Here is a 20270-nt window from a genome sequence, read left to right as displayed (position 1 = left end):
AACGGGCTCAGCGCGGCAGCACGCTCGATCCCATCAGCGCCTCGTCGATGGCGCGCGCCGCCTGGCGGCCCTCGCGGATCGCCCAGACGACCAGCGACTGGCCGCGCCGCACGTCGCCCGCCGCATAGAGCCTTTCGACGCTGGTCCTGTAGTCCCGGTCATTGGCCTCGACATTCTTCGAACGGCGGCTGTCGGTGACGATCTTCATCTGCCCGTCGAGTTCCGAGACCGGCCCGCGAGCGGCTGGCCCGGCAAAGCCGATGGCGATGAACGCGAGATCGGCGCGGATGACGAATTCGGTGCCGGCGATTGGCTTGCGCTTTTCGTCGACCTCGCAGCATTTGACCCCGGTCAGCTGGCCGTCCTCGCCGATGAATTCAAGCGTCGCCACCTGGAATTCGCGCTCGGCGCCTTCGGCCTGCGACGATGACGTGCGCATCTTGGTCGCCCAGTAGGGCCAGACCGACAGCTTGTCTTCCTTTTCCGGCGGCTGCGGCCGGATGTCGAGCTGGGTGACGCGCACCGCGCCCTGGCGGAAGGCGGTGCCGACGCAGTCTGAGGCAGTGTCGCCGCCGCCGACGACGACGACATGCTGGCCGCCGGCGACGATCGGGCGCGACGGCCATGCGACCGACTGGATCGGCTCGCCGCCGATACGCTTGTTCTGCTGCACCAGATAGGGCATGGCGTCGTGCACGCCGTCGAGATCGTCGCCCGGGATGTTGGCCGGGCGCGGCGTTTCGGAACCGCCGCAATAGAGCACGGCATCATATTCGGCGAGCAGTTCGGCGACCGGCTTGTCGACGCCGACATTGACGCCGCAATGGAAGCTGACACCTTCGCCCTGCATCTGCTCGATGCGCCGGTCGATATAATGCTTCTCGATCTTGAAATCGGGGATGCCGTAGCGCATCAGCCCGCCCGGCCGGCTCTCGCGCTCATAGACGTGAACGTCATGGCCTGCGCGGCCGAGTTGCTGGGCAGCCGCCATGCCTGCCGGCCCCGAGCCGATGATCGCGACGCGCTTGCCGGTCTTCCGTTCCGGCGGATAGGGCCGGATATGGCCGGTTTCATAGGCTTTGTCGGCAATCGCCTGCTCGATCGTCTTGATGGCGACCGGAATATCCTCGAGGTTCAGCGTGCAGGCTTCCTCGCAAGGTGCGGGGCAGATGCGGCCGGTAAATTCCGGAAAATTGTTGGTCGAATGCAGGTTGCGGATCGCGTTTTCCCAGTCGCCATTGTAGACGAGGTCGTTCCAGTCCGGGATCTGGTTGTGGATCGGGCAGCCGGTCGGTCCATGGCAATACGGAATGCCGCAATCCATGCACCGCGCGGCCTGTTTCTCGACCTCCTTGTCCGACATCGGCAGCGTGAACTCGCGGAAATGCCGGATGCGGTCGGAAGCCGGCTGGTACTTGTGCACCTGCCGGTCGATCTCGAGAAACCCTGTTACCTTGCCCATAGTCCAGTCCCTACTGTCCGGAAGGCACGCCTGGCGACGCACCCGTTAACCTCATAAGGCAGCTGTGGCAACCTTCAGTCCGAGGTCAGGATTCTTGATGAAGATGGTTGCCGGGACGCACGGCCTCCCGGCAATTTCCAAATCTATTCCGCCGCCACGTTCATGCGCATCCGCTCCATCTCGATCAGCGCGCGGCGGTATTCGACCGGCATGATCTTCCGGAATTTCGGCCGGAAAGTCGCCCAGTCGTCGAGGATTTCGCGACCTCGTACCGAGCCGGTGTAGTGGACGTGGTTGGAGATCAGCTGATAGAGCCGCTCCTCGTCATGGCTGGTCATATCGCCGGATACGTCGACACGGCCCTTATGGTCGAGATCGCCGCCATGGTGGAGCAGCTTTTCCATCAGGTCGTCCTCTTCCGGAACCGGCTCCAGCTCGACCATCGCCATGTTGCAGCGTTCGGCGAAATCACCCGCCTCGTCGAGCACATAGGCGACGCCGCCCGACATGCCGGCGGCGAAGTTGCGGCCGGTCTGGCCGATGACGACGACGATACCGCCGGTCATGTATTCGCAACCATGGTCGCCGACGCCTTCAACGACGGCGGCGACACCCGAATTGCGCACGGCAAAACGCTCGCCGGCAACGCCGCAGAAATAGGCCTCGCCCTCGGTTGCGCCGTAGAGCACGGTATTGCCGACAATAATGGACTCGGCAGCAACGATTTTCGTGTTCTCCGGCGGGCGGATGACAATGCGGCCACCCGACAGGCCCTTGCCGACATAGTCGTTGGCAGCGCCCACCAGTTCGAACGAGACACCGCGCGCCAGGAAGGCGCCAAAGGACTGGCCGGCCGTGCCGGTGAGCTTGACCGAGATCGTGTCCTCGCGCAGTCCCTTGTGCTTGAAGCGCTTTGCCACCTCGCCCGACAGCATGGCGCCGGTCGAACGGTCGACGTTGCGGATCGGCAGTTCGATACTGACCGGCTGCCTGGCTTCGAGCGCCGGCTTTGCGAGTTCGATCAGCTTGCGGTCGAGCACGTCGTCGATCGGATGCTTCTGCCGCTCGGTCCAGTGCACCGCCTCGTGCGGCGCATCGGGCTTGTAGAACATCTTGCTGAAGTCGAGCCCGCGTGCCTTCCAGTGCTGGATCAGCTCGCGCTTTTCCAGAAGGTCGGTGTCGCCGATGATCTGGTCGAGATGGGTGTAGCCCATCTCGGCAAGCAGCGCCCGCACCTCTTCCGCCACATAGAAGAAGAAGTTGATGACGTGCTCGGGCGTGCCCTTGAAGCGCTTGCGCAGCACCGGGTCCTGTGTCGCGACGCCGACGGGGCAGGTGTTGAGATGGCACTTGCGCATCATGATGCAGCCGGCCGCGATCAACGGCGCGGTCGAAAAGCCGAACTCGTCGGCGCCGAGCAGTGCGCCGATAATGACGTCACGCCCGGTGCGCAGGCCGCCATCGACCTGCAGCGCGACGCGCGACCTGAGGCCGTTGAGCACCAGCGTCTGGTGCGTCTCGGCAAGGCCCATCTCCCACGGGCTGCCGGCATGCTTGAGCGAGGTCAGCGGCGAGGCACCGGTGCCGCCGTCATAGCCTGATATGGTGATGTGGTCGGCACGCGCCTTGGCGACGCCGGCCGCAACCGTGCCGACGCCGACTTCCGAGACCAGCTTGACCGATACGTCGGCCGCCGGATTGACGTTCTTCAGGTCGTAGATGAGCTGCGCCAGATCCTCGATCGAATAGATGTCGTGATGCGGCGGCGGCGAGATCAGGCCGACGCCCGGCGTCGAGTGCCTGACCTTTGCTATGGTCGCATCGACCTTGTGGCCCGGCAGCTGGCCGCCCTCGCCGGGCTTCGCCCCTTGCGCGACCTTGATCTGCATCATGTCGGAATTGACCAGATACTCGGCCGTGACGCCAAAGCGTCCCGAAGCGACCTGCTTGATTGCCGAGCGTTCGGGGTTCTTGCCGCCGCCCGGCAGTGGCAGATAGCGGTCGGCCTCTTCGCCGCCCTCGCCGGTGTTCGACTTGCCGCCGATGGCGTTCATGGCGCGCGCCAGTGTCGTGTGCGCTTCCCTTGAGATCGAGCCGAAGGACATCGCCCCGGTCGAGAAGCGCTTGACGATATCGGCCGCCGGCATCACCTCGTCGAGCTTGACCTTCTTACGCCCGGTCTCTTGCGCAAGCTTGATCTTGAACAGGCCGCGAATGGTCTGCGCCTGCGCCGTCTCGCTGTCGATCTGGGCGGAATAGTCCTTGAACGTCTCCCACGAGCCTTGGCGCACGGCGTGCTGCAAGGTCGCCACTGCGTCGGGCGACCAGATATGGGCCTCGCCGCGCATGCGGAACATGTATTCGCCGCCGACCTCGAGGCTGTTGCGCAGCACCGGGTCGTTGCCGAAGCCGTCGGTGTGGCGGCTGACCGTTTCGGCGGCGATCTCGTCCAGCCCGACGCCTTCGATCAGCGTCGCCGTGCCGGTGAAGTACTTCTGCACGAAGTCCGACTTGAGCCCGATGGCGTCGAATATCTGCGCGCCGCAATAGGACTGGTAAGTGGAGATGCCCATCTTGGACATCACCTTCAGGATGCCCTTGCCGATCGACTTGATGTAACGGGAGACGACTTCGTAGGCATCGACCTCCGCCGGCAATTCGCCACGCTTGTGCATGTCGAGCAGCGTGTCGAAAGCGAGATAGGGATTGATCGCCTCGGCGCCGTAGCCGGCGAGACAGCAGAAATGATGCACCTCGCGCGGCTCGCCGGATTCCACGACGAGCCCAACCGACGTGCGCAATCCCTTGCGGATCAAATGATGGTGCACGGCCGCAGTCGCCAGCAGTGCCGGAATGGCGATGCGGTCCGGGCCGAGCTGACGGTCCGACAGGATGATGATATTGTAGCCGCCGGCGACCGCCGCCTCGGCGCGCTCGCATAGCCGGTCGATGGCGCCCTGCATGCCGGCCGCGCCTTCATTCGAACCGTAAGTGATGTCGATCGTCTTGGTGTCGAAACGGTCTTCGGTGTGGCCGACGGAGCGCAGCTTCTCCAGATCGCCATTGGTCAGGATCGGTTGGCGCACTTCGAGCCGCTTGCGGCGCGAATTGCCGACAAGATCGAAGATGTTGGGCCGCGGCCCGATGAAGGACACCAGGCTCATCACCAGCTCCTCGCGGATCGGGTCGATCGGCGGATTGGTGACCTGTGCGAAATTCTGCTTGAAATAGGTGTAGAGCAGCTTTGATCTGTCCGACATTGCCGAAATCGGCGTGTCGGTACCCATCGAGCCGACCGCTTCCTGGCCGGTGGTCGCCATCGGCGACATCAACAGCTTGGTGTCCTCCTGGGTGTAGCCAAACGCCTGCTGGCGGTCGAGCAGTGAGACATCCCTGCGCAGGGCGCGCGGCTCGACCGGGTTCAGATCCTCGAGGATGAGCTGTGTGTTGGCGAGCCAGCTCTTGTAGGGGTGCCTGGTCGCGATCTCCGACTTGATCTCCTCGTCGGAAACGATGCGGCCCTTGTCCAGGTCGATCAGCAGCATGCGGCCGGGCTGCAGCCGCCACTTCTTGACGATCCTTTCCTCCGGCACCGGCAGCACGCCGGCTTCCGAGGCCATGATGACGCGGTCGTCGTCGGTGACGATGTAGCGCGCCGGCCGCAGCCCGTTGCGGTCGAGTGTGGCACCGATCTGGCGGCCGTCGGTGAAGGCAACCGCCGCTGGCCCGTCCCACGGCTCCATCAGGGCTGCGTGATACTCGTAGAAGGCCTTGCGGTCCTGACCCATCAGCTTGTTGCCGGCCCAGGCTTCCGGGATCAGCATCATCATGGCGTGGGCGAGCGAATAGCCGCCCTGCGTCAGGAATTCGAGCGCATTGTCGAAGCAGGCGGTGTCCGACTGCCCTTCATAGGAGATCGGCCACAGCTTCGAGATGTCGTTGCCGAACAGTTCGGAATCGACCGAGGCCTGCCGCGCCGCCATCCAGTTGACGTTGCCGCGCAGCGTATTGATCTCGCCATTGTGGGCGACCATGCGGTAGGGATGCGCCAGCTTCCACGACGGGAACGTGTTGGTCGAGAAGCGCTGGTGGACCAGGATCAGCGCCGTCTCGAAACGCGGGTCGGTGAGGTCCTTGTAGTAGGCGCCGACCTGATAGGCCAGGAACATGCCCTTGTAGACGATGGTCCGCGACGACATCGAGACGACATAGAAGCCGTTGTCGACGCCTTTGGTCTCCTCGTGGATACGGCCGGAAATGACCTTGCGCAGGATGTAGAGCCGCCGCTCGTAATCGTCGTCGTTCTCGATCTCGGCGCCGCGGCCCAGGAATACCTGTCGGTGCACCGGCTCGGAAGCGGCGATGTCGGGCGCCTTGGACAGCGACGAATTATCGACCGGCACGTCGCGAAAGCCGAGCAGCGGCTGGCCCTCGAGTTGCGCCACCTCGGCGATGATGCCTTCGATATGCGCCTGCAGCTCCGGGTCGCGCGGCATGAACACATGGCCGACGGCATAGTGGCCGGGCTTCGGCAGTTCGACCCGTTGCTTGGCCATCTCCTCGCGGAAGAAGCGGTCCGGCAGCTGCACCAGCACGCCGGCGCCGTCGCCCATCAGCGGATCGGCGCCGACGGCGCCGCGATGCGTCAGGTTTTCGAGCACGGCAAGGCCGTCCTCGACGATCTGATGCGACTTCACGCCCTTCATGTTGACGATGAAGCCGACGCCGCAGGCATCATGCTCGTTGCGCGGATCATAGAGGCCGTGCGCGGCATAGCCGGTGCTGGTTCGCCCAATATTGGTCAGGGACGGATTTTTGACGGCTGCCGCTTTCGTCTGCGCGGCGTTCGTCGCAGATGGCGTCATGTCCGTCATCGTCCTGTCCTCCGTTCCGTCCCCTTCGGGCGCTGGTTTCCGTCGGGAAGCGCGTGGCTCCCCTTTCAATCTTGCGGCACGTCTTGCGAAATTCTTGCCGACCGTGCGGCTTTCCGCATGGTTCGCATATGGTATATTCGTACAGGCCGGAGCCAGGCTGTCTAGCTGTCGCTCGCGGCAATGCCGCAGAGGCGCAATCATATGCCAATGCGGCCAGTTTTGTGCGACAAAATAAGACAGCACTGCTGTCCTAAATTTTTATGACAGAAATTTTGGATGCACACAAGACCGATTCACAAAATTCTTGAAGCTTTCGCGACAGAAAATTGCGCGGAACGGCGTGTCAGCGTAGCCTTCAGTCGCTGCATCTACGCTCATGCGTTTCGCTGGCTTTAGCGGATTTTCGGCATCTGCCACTTGCGGCCGGCATGCGAAAGCGGCCAAGCTCGCATCGATTTCCCCAGCATAGGCAGACGCATGATTTTCGCTTCCGACAATTGGGCAGGCGCCCATCCCCGTATCGCTGCCGGCCTGTCGGGCCATGCCGACGGCTTCTCCACCGCCTATGGCGACGGTGCCCTCGACAAGGCCGTTTACCAGCGCTTCAATGAAATCTTCGAATGCGAGGTCGCGGTGTTTTTCGTCGCCACCGGCACCGCTGCCAATTCGCTGTCGCTGACTACCTATAACAAGCCAGGCGGCATTTCCTTCTGCCATCGCGAATCGCACGTCATCGAGGACGAATGCGGTGCACCGGAATATTTCACCGGCGGTTCGCGGCTTTATACAGTCGAAGGCGCACTCGGCAGGATCGATGCCGGCAATCTGGAACGGGCGGTGGACCGTTTCGCACCCGAAAACGTCCATTCCGGGCGGCCGGTTGCCGTTTCGATCACCCAGTCGACCGAAGTCGGCACCGTCTACACGCTGAACGAAATCGCCAGGATTTCGGCGATCGCAAAGCAGCATGGACTGCCGCTGCACATGGATGGGGCCCGCTTTGCCAATGCGCTCGTCGCGCTGGAAACGACGCCGGCCGAAATGACCTGGAAGCACGGTGTCGACATCCTCTCCTTTGGCGGCACCAAGAATGGCTGTTGGTGCGCCGAGGCGATCGTGCTGTTCGACCTCGAGCGAGCCAAGGAATTGGCCTTTTTGCGCAAGCGCGCGGCCCAGCTGTTCTCGAAATCGCGCTTCATCGCCGCGCAATTCGATGCTTATTTCAGGGGTGGGCTATGGCTCGACACAGCACGGCACGCCAATGCGATGGCGGCACGGCTTGCCGCGGCGATAGAAGATTCCCCTTCGGCCCGGCTGGCCTGGCTGCCGCAGGCGAACGAGGTCTTCGCAGTCATCAAAAAGGCCGAGGCCGAAAGAATGCAAGCGGCAGGGGCGGCCTTCCACGACTGGCACAGGCCGCTCGGCTACGACAGCTACATTGGCGAAGACGAAGCGCTCTATCGCTTTGTCACCAGCTTCGCGACCACGCCCGACGAGGTCGACCGTTTCGGCTACCTGCTCGCCGGATAGCAAGCCTTGCCCACCAGCAAAAAGAGCGGCGCATTGCTGCACCGCCCTTTCTTCCCGGGGAGTTGGCGTCCCGGAGTTTAGCTGCCTGGCTTAGGCGGCAGTCTTGGCCTCGATCTGCTTGGCCTTGGCCGGAACCGAGGTGATCGCGATCTTGCGCGGCTTCAGCTCTTCGGGGATGTTGCGCTTGAGGTCGACGAAGAGCAGGCCGTTCTTCAGCGCGGCGCCGACAACCTCGACGTGATCGGCAAGCTGGAAGCGGCGCTCGAAGGCTCGGCTGGCGATACCGCGATAGAGCAGTTCGGAGCCTTCGCCATTGCCTTCCTCCTTGCGCTCACCCTTGACGGTCAGCACATTGCGGTGAGCTTCGATCGAAATCTCATCTTCCGAGAAGCCGGCCACAGCCATCGAGATGCGATAGGCATCCTCGCCCGTGCGCTCGATGTTGTAAGGCGGATACGTCTGGCCTTCCGGCTGCGCAAGCGAATCGAGCATGGTGAACAGCCGGTCAAAACCGACGGTCGAACGGTAGAGCGGGGAAAAATCAACGTGACGCATGGTGTGTTCTCCTGTTGAGCAACAAGGTTGCGTATGGCCGGTGCGAAACCCGTGACGGCGTTCCGGATGGACCAGCGGCCCCGACATTGGCGACCGCATGACAAATTTGGGAAGCCGGCGACGGCATTTCAAGATTTTCCCGCGTCCGAACGGAACCGGTCCCGGCCCACGTCCCGATGCCGATGAACGGCAGATGAACCGTGGCTTCGGCGAGCGTTCAGCCAGGCGGCACTAAAACTGTTCTCGAGATCACGAACAGGTCGCCGGAAAAGGCGACACGACGAGACCGAACCGGGTGTAACGTCCCTTCCTCCCGGTCGACAGAGGCCGGAAGCACGCCAAGGCTGCTTCCGGCCTTACTTGTTCGCTGCCTGGGTCGACCTCCCCGGCGTCCCGAATTCCTTTTGCTTTTGGCGCATGGGCGTTTATGCCTGACTTGCGCCCACGCCGGCACCGACACCAACCAAACACCGTATGACCGATCTTCTCCACCAGCCCCCTCTCTTCCACGAAACTCCGGGCAATCCGCTGCCGGAAAACACGGCCGGCGGCTTCTTCACCACGCGCGACGGCAAGAAGATCCGCTATGGGCTGTTTGCCGCGGTTGCCCGCCCGATGAAGGGCACCGTCGTTGTCCTGACCGGCCGCAACGAGTGCATCGAGAAGTATTTCGAGACCATTCGCAACCTTACCGACCGGGGCTTTGGCGTGGCAACCCTCGACTGGCGCGGCCAGGGCGCTTCCGACCGGCTGATCGGCGACCGACAGCGCGGCTTCGTCCGGAGCTTCTTCGACTACACCGGCGATCTGGAGCAGTTCTTCGAGGAGATCGTGCTGCCCGATTGCCGAGGACCCTACTACATACTGGCCCACTCGGCCGGCGCGGTGATTGCGCTGCTCGCCGCGCCCTCGATGGCGAACCGCGTGCGCCGCATGGTGCTGATCGCACCGTTCTTCACCGTGCCGGACCTGCCGGTTTCGGTAAAAACCGTCCGCCGCATCTGTTCGCTGTTCTGCCTTCTCGGCCTTGGCCGACTCTATGCCGCATGGGGGCCGCGGCCCAAGGAATCGGTGCCCTTCGCCATAAACAAGCTGACCAGCGACCCGGAACGCTATCGGCGCAATACGCTGATCTACGAAACCTATCCGCAGCTGGCGCTCGGCGGACCGACGATCCGCTGGCTGAAGGCGGCGACGGAGGCGTCCTTGATCGTCAGCGACCCGGATTTCATGGCCAAGATCCACGTGCCCTTGCTGATGATCGCCGCCGGCGCCGACCAGGTCATCTCGACCAGGGCAGTCGAGGCCTATGCGAGACGTCTGCGCGTCGGCTCGCTAGTGATGATCGACGGCGCCCGCCATGAGATCCTGCAGGAAGCCGATCTCTATCGCGAGCAGTTGCTAGCCGCATTCGATGCCTTCATCCCCGGAACCGGTGACGTCTGAGCCACATACCTTGTCCGGCTTCAGCTCGTGCGGGCGAAATCCATGATCCAGTTGGTCTCCCATGCCTTGCCGCCGTCCGGCGAAAAGGCCTGCTCCCAGCGCGCCGACCCGTCCGTGATCCGCGACCACAGGAAGCGGACCTGGATCGGCTGGCCGTCGAAGACGTCTTCGCACAGGAACGTGCCGACGCCCGCCACGAAAGTGCCGCGCATCGGAACATCGATGGTCGACGGATTGCGGCCGTCGATCCACCAGATCGACCATTGCCTCGCCGCAGGGTCGAAGGTCCGCAAGGTGGCGGCGCGATAGGGCCCGCCGGGCAATTCAATCCAATTGTCGTCGACATTGCCGAGGCCGCCAAGGATCGGCCGCACCTCGCACGTGCCGCCAAACACATCCCAGTTGCCGTCGCCCTGCAGCCGCTTCTGCAATCTTCGATGGCCGACGGTCCAGCGCCCGAAAAAGAAATCGAAATCGCTCCGCCCGTCCGCCGGAGCATCGGAATGGCTGGCTGCTGGCTGCGTCGGCATCTATGGTCCTCCCCGGCTGACAGCGTTCCATAGCGCATGCCAACTGACATCATCCTGTCAGGAGGTATGGCAACGATCTTGCCTGGGCAGCAATGGCCAATCTCAGCCGCGCAGCGCCGCCATTGCTGCCGCGTGCAGCTCCGGTGTCGCCGCTGCCAGAATGTCGCCGCCCTTTTCCGCCGGTCCGCCTTCGAAAGTGGTGATGACGCCGCCCGCCTTCTCGATGATCGGGATCAGCGCGACGATGTCGTAGGGCTTCAATCCGGGATCGGCGACGATATCGACGCTGCCCGCCGCCACCATGGCGAAGGCATAGCAGTCGGTGCCGTAGCGGGCGAGTTGGACCTGTTGCTCGAACAGGTCGTAGCGCAGGCGCGCGTCTCCCTTGAACAGCGCCGGCGTGGTGGTGAACAGCGTCGCCTCGGCGAGATTCGTCGTCTTGCGCGTCGCGAGTTTTCGCGGGCCACCGGGACCTTCATAATGCGAGCCCGAGGCATTGGCGTAGAACAGCTCGCCGGTGAAGGGCTGCGACATCATGCCGGCGACGGCATCGCCGTCGACCGTCAGCCCGACCAGCGTGCCCCATACCGGCAGGCCGGAAATAAAGGCGCGCGTGCCATCGATCGGATCGATCACCCAGACATGCCGGCTGGAGATGTTTTCGCCGCCATGTTCCTCGCCGAGAATGCCGTGATCGGGGTACTGCGCTGATATCAGCGCCCGGATGGCGCGCTCGGCCTCGCGGTCGGCCTCGGTGACCGGGTCGAAGCTGCCGCGCTCCTTGTTGGTGACCGCGCCCTGGTTGCGGAAGCGCGGCAAGGTCTCGGCTGCGGCGGCACGCGCAATGCGCCGCATGAACTCGATGCTGATGTCCAACTGATTCTCCCGCTCCAGCATGTTTGGAGATGCCCGTTTGCCTACGGATTTATGCCGAAACAAAGGCGTTCGGAGCCTTTCGCATGGTGCCAACTGTTGCTCGAATGCAACGCCGCCGTCATGGAAATGCAATTTCCACTTCACAATGAATTAAAAAAGCCGGAACGCGCCTTGACATTTGTGCAGCGCACAATACGTTTGTTCTCGGACAGGGGTTCCTGTCCATGCCCTCCTTGGGCGTTTCCTCCCTAGACTTCGACCGTGTCGTGCAAACGATGCGGTCTTTTTTTACGCTGCCGCATGAGCGGCGAGTGCCGCGATTCCGCGGCTATTCGGCGGCCAGCGGCAGATCCATGAAATTGTGATCGGGCATCGCCATCAGTTCGGCCGAAAACCGCGCCAGATCGTCGGCCAGGGCGTCGAAACCAGCCGATCTCTGGAACGTCCGCTCATTCATGTAGAGCCCGCGATTGACCTCGATCTGCAGCGCATGCAGATGGCGCACGGGGCGGCCATAGTGCTCGGTAATGAAGCCTCCGGCATAGGGCTTGTTGTGGGCGACGCTGTAGCCCATGCCGGTGAGCAGGCCGATCGCTGTCTCGGTCAACGCCGCCGCGGCGGAAATGCCAAAGCGGTCGCCGACGATGAAGTCCGGCCGCAATCCGCTGTCGCCGACCCTTATGCTTGCCGGCATCGAGTGGCAGTCAATCAGAACGGCGTAGCCGAAGCGCGCATGGGTTCTGGTCAAAAGCCGTTTCAGCGTCTCGTGATAGGGCTTGTAGACCGCTTCGATGCGCGCCACGGCTTCCGCCAGCGGCAAGCGGCCGGAATAGATGTCGAGCCCCTCGCCGACCAGCTTGGGCACGGTGCCGAGCCCGCCGGCCACCCGCGCCGAGCGGATGTTGCAGAATGACGGCACCGGTTCGGCGAACATGCGCGGGTCGAGTTCCCACGGCTCCCGGTTGACGTCGAGATAGGCGCGCGGGAAGTTTGCCGCCAGCATCGGCGCCCCGAGCGCGACGGCGCCGCCGAACAATTCCTCGACATAGCAGTCCTCGGAGCGGCGGATGGCGTTGCGGTCCAGCTTGGCCATAGCCATGAACCGGTCCGGATAATAGCGGCCGCTATGCGGCGAGTTGAAGAGGAAGGGAACGCGCTGTTCGGCGCCCGATCGGATTTCGAAGGGTGGAACGACCGAAAAATCCTCGGCTGCCGTTTTCAATTTGAACGAACCCGGGAATACCAATGCATCATGATAGGAAAGTGCCACCTCGCCGCCCGCATGTCCAGCCGCCGAAGCGCCAGCCAAATCAGGATTGTGCGGCCAACGTTCACTTGATGTTTACCGTCACCTCCTCATATACAGCATGGTTAACGGGCTTGCCGCACGGCATTGTCGGTTGGGTGATTCGGACGGGACAAGATGGCACGCATTCTGCTGGCGGAAGACGACGACGACATGCGCCGGTTCCTCGTCAAGGCGCTGGAGCGCGCCGGTTATCAGGTCAGCGATTTCGACAATGGCGCCAGTGCCTATGAGCGGCTGCGCGAGGAACCTTTTTCGCTACTTTTGACCGACATCGTCATGCCCGAGATGGATGGCATCGAGCTCGCCCGTCGCGCCACGGAGATCGATCCCGACCTCAAGGTGATGTTCATCACCGGCTTCGCCGCCGTCGCGCTGAACCCTGATTCCAAGGCGCCGAAAGACGCCAAGGTGTTATCGAAGCCGTTCCACCTGCGCGACCTCGTCAACGAAGTCGAAAAGATGCTGCAGGCCGCCTGACGCGTTTTTTCTCGCGTTTTGACCGACCCGGCAAGCCAGCCATTCTTTCCCCTTTCCCGCTATTGACGTGCAGAACCAAAAATGGTGTATGCGCGGCTTCGGATGGGCGTGTAGCTCAGCGGGAGAGCACTGCATTGACATTGCAGGGGTCACAGGTTCAATCCCTGTCACGCCCACCATCCAGATAATCCCTCAATTGGCCGTCGGTATTTTTCGTCGACTGACGTTCCCGGCCTATACCGGCCTCAGGCCGCACCGAGGCGCAGATCGCCGGTCTCGACGTGCTCCAGAAACCAGGCATAGGTCTGTTCCAATCCGCTGCGCAGCGAGTAGCGCGGGCGCCAGCCGGTGGCGAACAGACGCGACACGTCCATCAGCTTGCGCGGCGTGCCGTCCGGCTTCGTCGCATCGAACGTTATCGCGGCATCGGCGCCGGCGACCGACACGATGGTGCGGGCAAGGTCGGCAATGGTGATGTCTTCCCCAGAGCCGACATTGATGTGGCTGTCGCCCGAATAATTCTTCAGCAGCCAGACCAGCGCGTCGGCGGCGTCGTCGACATGCAGGAACTCACGCATCGGCGTGCCCGATCCCCACACCTCCAGGGTCTTGCGGCCGGCGCGCCTGGTCTCGTGCGCCTTGCGCATCAGAGCGGGCACGACATGGCTGGAATTGAGGTCGAAATTATCGCCCGGGCCGTAGAGATTGGTCGGCATCGCCGAGATGTAGTCGACGCCGTATTGGCGCCGATAGGCCTGGCACAGTTTCAGCCCGGCGATCTTGGCGATCGCATACCATTCGTTGGTGGGTTCGAGCGGCCCGGTCAGCAAGGCGTCCTCGGAGATCGGCTGCGCCGCGAATTTGGGATAGATGCAGGATGAACCGAGAAACAGCAGCTTCTGCACCTCGTTGCGGAAGGCGCTATCGATGACATTGTTCTGCATGACGAGATTGTCCTGCAGGAAATCGACGGGAAGCCTGTTGTTGGCCAGGATACCGCCGACCTTGGCCGCCGCCATTACCACTGCATCCGGCTTGCGGTCGGCCATCCAGCGCCGCACGCCGGCCTGGTCGAGAAGATCGAGCTCGGCGCGCGAGGCGGTCAGGACCTCGCAATCCTCATCGGCCAATCGGCGCAGGATGGCCGAGCCGACCATGCCGCGATGTCCGGCCACGAAAACGCGCTTGCCCTGAAGGTCGAAGGTCATCAGCTTACCCCAATGCAGAACGGCAGCTATGCCAGTTGGCCGGCGGAGCGCCGGATCGGCTTCTCTGTTGCCGGACGCATACCGCATACAGATTTGCCCAGACAAGGCAAATCGCAAAGCCACCCGAAGCAACCTTTGGATCGGACGCTGTAGCGCTCGCGATCAGACGCCCGCTACCGCGCAGAGGCTTGTCATTCTGGCAATGGCAAGCTCGGGGTCGGCCAGCAACCCTGCCTGGTCGGCAAGGCGAAAGACATCGGCATAGTGACGGATGCCGCGCGCCGATTGCATGCCGCCGATCATCGAAAAATGCTCCTGGTGGCCGTTCAGCCATGCCATGAAGATGATGCCGGCCTTGTAATATTCGGTGGGCGCCTCGAAGATTTTGCGCGACAGCGGCACTGTCGGGGCCATCAACGCGTCATAGCCGGCGCGGTCGCCGTCGGCCAGCTTTGCCAGCGCTGCATTGGCGACCGGCGCGATCGCATCGAAAATGCCGAGCAGCGCGTGCGAATGTCTGTCGCCGTCGCCGGCGATCAGCTCGGGGTAATTGAAATCGTCGCCGGTGAACATCAGCACGCCCTCAGGCAGCCGATCCCTGAGCGCAATCTCCTTGCCGGCATCGAGCAGCGATATCTTTATGCCTTCGACCTTGCCGGCATGGCGTTCGATGATCGCGACCACCGTCTCCAGCGCAGTTTCGAAGTCGCTGCTGCCCCAGTAGCCTTTCAGCGCCGGGTCGAACATGTCGCCCAGCCAGTGCAGGATGACCTTGCCGGAGGCCTGGGACAGGATGCGGTCGTAGACGCCGATATAGTCGTCGGGGCCTTTGGCGACCGCCGCCAGCGCCCGGCTGGCCATCATGATCGCCTTGCCGCCAAGCCCTTCGATGAAGCCGAACTGTTCTTCATAGGCCGCGATGACATCGTCTAGCCTGCTGGCGCCCCCCGGCGCCAGATGGTCGGTGCCGGCGCCCGACGCAAGATCGGCGCCTTCGACGCTGCGCGCCTCGGCGATCGAGCGGCGGATCAATTCCTTGGCATTCGCCCAGTCGAAACCCATGCCGCGCTGAGAGGTGTCCATCGCTTCGGCGACACGGAAGCCAAGCCGCCAGAGGTGACGGCGAAACGCCATCGTCTTGTCCCAGTCGACCGCGGGCCTCGACCACGGATCGGTCATGGCGAGGGGATCGGCAACGACATGGGCGGCGGCGTAGGCGATGCGCGAGAAGCGAGCGCCGGCCACAGGCTGCACCGGCTGGCCGACAAGCCGGCAGCGGACACGGCCGGCGCCTTCCCCGGGCAAGGTGATGTCCATGGCTCTCTCCCTTACCAACGCCTATTAAATGGAACGTTCCAACAAATCAAGATATTTTGCCCCTGCCTCGTGCAGCGAAAATTGCTGCATCGCAGCAGCCGAAAGCCCTGCTTGCCCGAGGATTGCGCCACCGAGCCGCATTTCCCGGGTTCGCAAAAACGCGATTGACTCAAATGCGCAGCATGGATTAGATCGTTCCAATAAAATCGCACAAGAAACCACCGGGAGGACAGATCTGGATGGCCAGCCGGGCCAAGGCAACGATACTCGACATCGCCCGTGAGGCGGGCGTGTCCAAGTCGACGGTATCGCTGGTGCTGCAAGGCAGCGGGCTGATCCGGCCCGAAACCGCGCTCAAGGTGCGCAAGGCGATCGAGGACGTCGGCTATGTCTACAACCGCGGCGCCGCCAATCTGCGCAAGGCCCATTCCAACGTCATCGGCATGGTCATCAACGATCTCACCAATCCGTTTTTCGCCGAGCTCGCGGTCGGCATGGAGCGCGTCTTCCAGTCGGCCGGCGTCGTGCCTTTCATCGCCAATACGGCTGAAAACCCGGTGCGCCAGGAAGAGGTGCTGAAATCACTGATGGAGCAGGGTGTCGCCGGGCTCGTCGTGTCGCCGGCGCGCGGCACCACGCCTGGCGCGTTCCGTCGCCTTGAGACCGCAGGCGTTCCGGTCGTCTTCGTCATGCGCCGGCTTCCCGAAAGCCGTATCCCGGTGATCACGCCCGACAATCATCGCGGCGCCTATCTCGCCACCGCCCATCTGATCGGCAAGGGCCATCGCCGGCTGGCCTTCTTCGGCGGCTCGTCCGACCTTGTCGTCTATCACGAGCGCCTGGGCGGCTTTCGCGCGGCCTGTGAAGCGCTCGGCATCGAACCGGCCGACAGGCTGGTCTTCGAGGGCGAAACCAGCCGCAAGGGCGGTATTGCCTGCCTGGAAACCGCACTTGCCATGGCCGCGCCGCCGACCGCGGCCCTTTGCTTCAACGATGCGGTCGCCTTCGGCGTCTTGCTGGCGCTGCGCAAGCGCGGCCTGGAACCCGGCGCGGACTTTGCCGTCGTCGGCTTCGACGATGTCGCCGAGGCCGAGCACTATATGCCGGCGCTGACCAGCGTCGCGGTGAACACCGCCGGCCTCGGCGAGCGCGCCGCCCATGTCGTGCTGAAGATGATCCAATCGCGCACCACGCGCGCCGAGGATCATATCGGCGCCGTCAACCTCGTGGTCAGGGAAAGCTGCGGCCCCGATCGCAAGGAGCATGGCTGTGCAGGAATGGGAGACGCGGCATGACCGTCAGTTGGGGGCTGATCGGCGCCAGCACGATCGCAAGACAGTTCATGATCGGCGCCATCCGCGCGCAGAAGGACGGCGAGATCGCCGCGGTGATGAGCTCCAGCCCGGAGCGCGCCGCCACTTACGCCAGTGAAAACCGCATTCCGGCGGCGATCTCGACGCTCGACGCCCTGCTCAAATCCGATATCGACGCCGTCTACATCTCGACCACTAACGAATTGCATCTCGAACAGGCACTCGCCGCCATCGAGGCGGGAAAGCATGTGCTGTGCGAAAAGCCGCTGGCGCTGACCAGCGCCGACGCGCGCAAGATGGTCGCGGCGGCCAGGGCCGCCGGCGTTGTGCTCGGCACCAATCACCATCTGCGCAATGCCGGCTCGCATCGGGCGATGCGCGAAGCGATCGCTGCCGGCCGCATCGGCAGGCCGATCGCCGCGCGCGTCTTCCACTCTGTCTATCTGCCGGAAAACCTGCAGGGCTGGCGCATCACCAGGCCGGACGCCGGCGGCGGCGTGGTGCTCGACATCACCGTCCACGATGCCGATACGCTGCGCTTCGTGCTCGGCGACGATCCGGTCGAGATCTCGGCATTCACGCAATCGGCCGGCATGGCCGCCGGCGGACTGGAAGACGGCGCCATGTGCCTCTGGCGCTTCGCATCGGGCGTCATCGCCCAATCGCATGAGGGCTTCACGACAAAATTCGCCGGCACCGGCTTCGAGGTGCATGGCAGCGAAGGCTCGCTGATCGCCAAAAATGTGATGACGCAGAAGCCGGTCGGCTCGGTCTTGCTTCGCACGGCACAGGGCGAGGAGGAATTGAGCTTCGACCGCGAAGACCTCTATGCCCGTTCGCTGCGCGAATTCCACGCAGCGATCCGTGGCGACGGCCAGCCGTCCGCCACCGGCGAGGACGGCGTCTGGTCGCTGACATCAGCCGAGGCGGCATTGCAATCGGCCAGGTCCGGAAACGCCGTTGCCATCGACCCGAAGCTCGGGAGCGCCGCGTGAGCAAGCTCGTTTCAGCGGCTGAAGCTGCCGGCCTGATCAGGGATGGCATGGTCGTTTCCGTGTCATCGTCGAGCGGCCTCGGCTGTCCGGATGCGGTGCTGGCCGCCGTCGGCGAGCGCTTCGACGCGGAAGGCCATCCCAGGGACATCACGACGCTGCATCCGATCGCCGCCGGTGACATGTACGGCATCAAGGGCATCGACCATCTAGCCAAGCCCGGCCTGTTGAAGCGCACTTTGTGCGGCTCCTATCCGTCCGGGCCGTCATCGTCGGAACCGCCGCAGATATGGAAGATGATCGGCGACAATTCGGTCGCCGCCTATAACGTGCCGTCCGGCATCCTGTTCGACATGCATCGCGAGGCCGCGGCCAAGCGCCCCGGCGTGCTGACCAAGGTCGGGCTCGATACCTTTGCCGACCCGCGCCATCAGGGTTGCGCCATGAATGCTGCCGCCAGCGAGCCGATCGTTTCGGTGCAGCAGTTCGACGGCGAGGAATGGCTCTATTTCCGCTCGATCGTACCGCAGGTCGCGATCATCCGCGCCACCACGGCGGACGAGCGCGGCAACCTTACCTATGAGCATGAGGGTGCCTATCTCGGCGGCCTCGAACAGGCGCTGGCCGCCCGCAACAATGGCGGCATCGTCATCGCGCAGGTCAAGCGCGTCGTCGAGAACGGCACGCTGAAGCCGCACAATGTGCGCGTGCCCGGCGTGCTGGTCGACCATATCGTGGTGGCGCCCGACCAGTTGCAGACGACGCTGACGCCTTACGATCCGGCCATCTCCGGCGAGATCTTCCGGCCACTGTCGAGCTTTCGCAACGCCGAGATGAACGTCCAGAAGGTCATTGCGCGCCGCGTCGCCATGGAGCTTGCCGACGGCATGGCGGTCAATATCGGCTTCGGCATCTCGGCCAATGTGCCGCGCATCCTGCTCGAGGAAGGCCAGCACGGCAAGGTCACCTGGGTCATCGAACAGGGCGCGGTCGGCGGCGTGCCGCTGCTCGATTTCAAGTTCGGCTGCTCGTCGAATGCCGACGCCTTCATGCCTTCGCCGCACCAGTTCATCTATTTCCAGGCCGGCGGCTTCGACGCCTCGCTGCTGTCCTTCCTGCAGATCGACCGCCACGGCTCTGTCAATGTCTCGAAGCTTTCGGCGCGGCCGCATGTCACCGCCGGCGCCGGCGGCTTCGTCGACATCACCGCGCGGGCGAAGAAGATCGTCTTTTCCGGTTTCTTCAATGCCGGCGCCAAGTTGTCGCTTGCCGGTGGCGGCATCCGCATCGACCAGGAGGGCAAGGTCAAGAAAGTCGTCGGCGAGGTCGAGCATATCTCCTTCTCGGGCAAGCGTGCCGTCGCGCAGGGACAGGATATCACCTATGTCACCGAGCGCTGCGTGATGAAGCTGACGCCTGCGGGGCTGATGGTGACCGAGTTGGCGCCGGGCATCGACCTCGAGCGCGATGTGCTGGCGCAGGCCGAGATCCCGCTCGCCGTCGCCAACGACCTGAAAGTGACGCCGGATGCGCTCTACCGGGACCGGCCGATCGGCCTATCGCTCAATGGCGGCGCGTCGCTTGGAGGCGCACATGGCTGAGCGTCTGGTAACCTTTGAAACCGACGGCGCCATCGGCATTGTCACGCTGCGCCGGCCGGAGAAATTCAACGCGCTCGATATTCCGATGCTGCGGGCGCTGGAAGCGGCACTCGACGAGGCCGAGACAGCAACCGGCGTCCGCGTCGTGCTGGTCTGCGGCGAAGGCAAGGGCTTTTGCGCCGGCGGCGACGTCGAGGCTTGGGCGGAAATGAGCGCCGCCGATTTCCAGGTGCAATGGGTGCGCTACGGCCATCGCGTCTTCGACCGGCTGGCGCGGCTGCGGCAGCCGACGATCGCCGTGCTTGCCGGCCATGCGCTGGGCGGCGGGCTCGAACTGGCGGCCGCTTGCGACTTCCGCGTGGCGGAAACACAGGTGAAGCTGGGGTTCCCCGAAACCTCGATCGGCGTCGTTCCCGGCTGGTCCGGCACCCAGCGCGCCGTGCGCCGCTTCGGCGCGCAGGCAGTGCGGCGGATGGCGCTCGGCGGCGAGGTGTTTCTGGCTACCGAGGTTCTTGCTCTGGGGATTGTCGACCGGGTGGTCGAGACCGGCAAGGCGTTCGCCGAAGCCAAGGCCTGGGCCGGCAAGATCGCCGAGCGCGGCCCGCTCGCGACCGAAGCCGCCAAGCTGATGATTGCCATCGCCGAGGGCGAAGAGAGTGCTGCCGCGACCGAAGCGCTGGCCAGCGGCTTCATCGCGCTGACAAGCGATCTCAGAGCCGGCGTCGAGGCTTTCAAGGCCAAGCAGAAGCCGGCGTTCTCGAGATCTTAGGGACCTGGAAA

Annotated in this window: 15 protein-coding genes and 1 tRNA gene; 8 read left to right on the top strand and 8 right to left on the bottom strand. The window is 63.7% G+C overall.

The window, feature by feature from the left end; translation table 11 throughout:
- Positions 1-7: 7 nt before the first annotated feature.
- Together NKI16_RS06580 and gltB are read right to left on the bottom strand one after the other, a co-directional pair.
- Positions 8-1462, bottom strand: a complete 1455-nt coding sequence (locus NKI16_RS06580; protein ID WP_352448228.1) for a glutamate synthase subunit beta — start codon at positions 1460-1462, stop codon at positions 8-10.
- A 143-nt stretch (positions 1463-1605) separates the two neighbouring features.
- Positions 1606-6336, bottom strand: a complete 4731-nt coding sequence (gltB, locus tag NKI16_RS06575; RefSeq protein WP_352620373.1) for a glutamate synthase large subunit — start codon at positions 6334-6336, stop codon at positions 1606-1608.
- A gap of 477 nt (positions 6337-6813) precedes the next feature.
- Here gltB and NKI16_RS06570 point away from each other — a divergent pair, with 477 nt between their 5' ends.
- Positions 6814-7866, top strand: coding sequence for a threonine aldolase family protein (locus NKI16_RS06570; RefSeq protein WP_352620372.1), 1053 nt, complete (start codon positions 6814-6816; stop codon positions 7864-7866).
- A gap of 90 nt (positions 7867-7956) precedes the next feature.
- On the opposite strand, the gene NKI16_RS06565 is transcribed toward NKI16_RS06570, so the two are convergent.
- Entirely contained in the window at positions 7957-8421 is a 465-nt protein-coding gene (locus NKI16_RS06565) for an Hsp20 family protein (RefSeq protein WP_352620370.1), read from the bottom strand.
- Positions 8422-8895: 474 nt separating this feature from the next.
- On the opposite strand from NKI16_RS06565, the gene NKI16_RS06560 reads away from it, so the two are divergent.
- Positions 8896-9867: an alpha/beta fold hydrolase gene (locus tag NKI16_RS06560; protein ID WP_352620368.1), complete on the top strand. Its 972-nt coding sequence runs from the start codon at positions 8896-8898 to the stop codon at positions 9865-9867.
- A 20-nt stretch (positions 9868-9887) separates the two neighbouring features.
- On the opposite strand, the gene NKI16_RS06555 is transcribed toward NKI16_RS06560, so the two are convergent.
- The 3 genes from NKI16_RS06555 to NKI16_RS06545 all read right to left on the bottom strand — a co-directional run bounded on the left by NKI16_RS06555 (position 9888) and on the right by NKI16_RS06545 (position 12543).
- The gene (locus tag NKI16_RS06555) at positions 9888-10397 is read right to left on the bottom strand and encodes a DUF1579 domain-containing protein (RefSeq protein ID WP_352588141.1); all 510 of its coding nucleotides are present in this window, start codon (positions 10395-10397) and stop codon (positions 9888-9890) included.
- A gap of 102 nt (positions 10398-10499) precedes the next feature.
- Positions 10500-11273, bottom strand: coding sequence for a histidinol-phosphatase (hisN, locus tag NKI16_RS06550; protein WP_352568152.1), 774 nt, complete (start codon positions 11271-11273; stop codon positions 10500-10502).
- 328 nt (positions 11274-11601) lie between these two features.
- A complete protein-coding gene (locus NKI16_RS06545; protein WP_352488728.1) occupies positions 11602-12543 on the bottom strand; it encodes an N-formylglutamate amidohydrolase in 942 nt (313 codons plus the stop codon).
- 153 nt (positions 12544-12696) lie between these two features.
- Here NKI16_RS06545 and cpdR point away from each other — a divergent pair, with 153 nt between their 5' ends.
- Together cpdR and NKI16_RS06535 are read left to right on the top strand one after the other, a co-directional pair.
- On the top strand, positions 12697-13059 hold the full coding sequence (gene cpdR, locus NKI16_RS06540; RefSeq protein ID WP_006199474.1) for a cell cycle two-component system response regulator CpdR: 363 nt from the start codon (positions 12697-12699) through the stop codon (positions 13057-13059).
- A 104-nt stretch (positions 13060-13163) separates the two neighbouring features.
- Positions 13164-13238, top strand: a tRNA-Val gene (locus NKI16_RS06535).
- 66 nt (positions 13239-13304) lie between these two features.
- Here the strand turns inward: NKI16_RS06535 and fcl are convergent.
- Both fcl and NKI16_RS06525 read right to left on the bottom strand, forming a co-directional pair.
- A complete protein-coding gene (gene fcl / locus NKI16_RS06530) occupies positions 13305-14267 on the bottom strand; it encodes a GDP-L-fucose synthase (protein WP_352620366.1) in 963 nt (320 codons plus the stop codon).
- Between the two features lie 162 nt (positions 14268-14429).
- A complete protein-coding gene (locus NKI16_RS06525; protein ID WP_352620364.1) occupies positions 14430-15584 on the bottom strand; it encodes a dihydrodipicolinate synthase family protein in 1155 nt (384 codons plus the stop codon).
- 239 nt (positions 15585-15823) lie between these two features.
- Here NKI16_RS06525 and NKI16_RS06520 point away from each other — a divergent pair, with 239 nt between their 5' ends.
- The 4 genes from NKI16_RS06520 to NKI16_RS06505 are packed head-to-tail and all read left to right on the top strand — an operon-like array spanning position 15824 to position 20259.
- The gene (locus NKI16_RS06520) at positions 15824-16879 is read left to right on the top strand and encodes a LacI family DNA-binding transcriptional regulator (protein WP_352620362.1); all 1056 of its coding nucleotides are present in this window, start codon (positions 15824-15826) and stop codon (positions 16877-16879) included.
- Positions 16876-17892: a Gfo/Idh/MocA family protein gene (locus NKI16_RS06515; RefSeq protein ID WP_023675373.1), complete on the top strand. Its 1017-nt coding sequence runs from the start codon at positions 16876-16878 to the stop codon at positions 17890-17892. The genes NKI16_RS06520 and NKI16_RS06515 overlap by 4 nt, the downstream gene beginning before the upstream one ends.
- Positions 17889-19490 carry an acyl CoA:acetate/3-ketoacid CoA transferase gene (locus NKI16_RS06510; RefSeq protein ID WP_352620360.1) on the top strand — a complete coding sequence of 534 codons (1602 nt, stop codon included), beginning with the start codon at positions 17889-17891 and terminating at the stop codon, positions 19488-19490. The genes NKI16_RS06515 and NKI16_RS06510 overlap by 4 nt, the downstream gene beginning before the upstream one ends.
- On the top strand, positions 19483-20259 hold the full coding sequence (locus NKI16_RS06505) for an enoyl-CoA hydratase/isomerase family protein (protein WP_352620358.1): 777 nt from the start codon (positions 19483-19485) through the stop codon (positions 20257-20259). Before NKI16_RS06510 ends, NKI16_RS06505 begins: the two co-directional genes overlap by 8 nt.
- The last annotated feature ends 11 nt before the right edge of the window (positions 20260-20270 follow it).

It is taken from the genome of Mesorhizobium sp. M0698, from assembly GCF_040320455.1.
GTDB lineage: Bacteria > Pseudomonadota > Alphaproteobacteria > Rhizobiales > Rhizobiaceae > Mesorhizobium.
This window is presented reverse-complemented; position numbering and strand designations above follow the sequence as displayed.